We start from the raw sequence: 1,358 nt of genomic DNA, 5'->3' as shown, positions 1-1,358 counted from the left end.
TCAAGTTATCGGCTTATTAGTACCGGTCAGCTCCGACAGTCTTTAGTCCTGTCTTCCACATCCGGCCTATCAACCCAGTCGTCTGGCTGGGAGCCTCTCCCCCGAAGGGATGGAAATCTCATCTCGAAGCCGGCTTCCCGCTTAGATGCTTTCAGCGGTTATCCGTTCCGAACGTAGCTAATCAGCGGTGCTCCTGGCGGAACAACTGACACACCAGAGGTTCGTCCATCCCGGTCCTCTCGTACTAGGGATAGATCTTCTCAAATTTCCTGCGCGCGCAGCGGATAGGGACCGAACTGTCTCACGACGTTCTAAACCCAGCTCGCGTACCGCTTTAATGGGCGAACAGCCCAACCCTTGGGACCTACTCCAGCCCCAGGATGCGACGAGCCGACATCGAGGTGCCAAACCATGCCGTCGATATGGACTCTTGGGCAAGATCAGCCTGTTATCCCCGAGGTACCTTTTATCCGTTGAGCGACAGCGCTTCCACAAGCCACTGCCGGATCACTAGTCCCGACTTTCGTCCCTGCTCGACTTGTCAGTCTCACAGTCAAGCTCCCTTGTGCACTTACACTCGCCACCTGATTGCCAACCAGGTTGAGGGAACCTTTGGGCGCCTCCGTTACTCTTTGGGAGGCAACCGCCCCAGTTAAACTACCCATCAGGCACTGTCCCTGAACCCGATTAGGGTCCGAAGTTAGATATCCAGAGTGACCAGAGTGGTATTTCAACAATGACTCCACGAACACTAGCGTGCCCGCTTCAACGTCTCCCACCTATCCTACACAAGCCACACCGAACACCAATACCAAACTATAGTAAAGGTCACGGGGTCTTTCCGTCCTGCTGCGCGTAACGAGCATCTTTACTCGTAATGCAATTTCGCCGAGTTCGCGGTTGAGACAGCTGGGAAGTCGTTACGCCATTCGTGCAGGTCGGAACTTACCCGACAAGGAATTTCGCTACCTTAGGATGGTTATAGTTACCACCGCCGTTTACTGGGGCTTAAATTCTCAGCTTCGCCTTGCGGCTAACCGTTCCTCTTAACCTTCCAGCACCGGGCAGGCGTCAGTCCGTATACATCGTCTTGCGACTTAGCACGGACCTGTGTTTTTAGTAAACAGTCGCTTCCCACTGGTCTCTGCGGCCATCGAACGCTCCCGGAGCAAGTCCGTTCACGCCTCAGGCCCCCCTTCTCCCGAAGTTACGGGGGCATTTTGCCGAGTTCCTTAACCACGATTCTCTCGATCTCCTTAGTATTCTCTACCTGACCACCTGAGTCGGTTTGGGGTACGGGCAGCTAGAACCTCGCGTCGATGCTTTTCTTGGCAGCATAGGATCACCGATTTCGACTT

1 rRNA gene (cut by a window edge) is annotated in these 1,358 nt (G+C 54.4%); it reads right to left on the bottom strand.

The annotated features are described in order from the left end of the window. A 23S ribosomal RNA gene (locus C5C39_RS16950) occupies window positions 1-1,358 on the bottom strand (it continues 1,913 nt past the right edge of the window).

It is taken from the genome of Rathayibacter sp. AY1F3, assembly GCF_002931975.1.
Classification (GTDB): domain Bacteria; phylum Actinomycetota; class Actinomycetes; order Actinomycetales; family Microbacteriaceae; genus Rathayibacter.
Note: the sequence above shows the minus strand (reverse complement) of the source record. Positions and strands in the feature narration are given on the sequence as shown.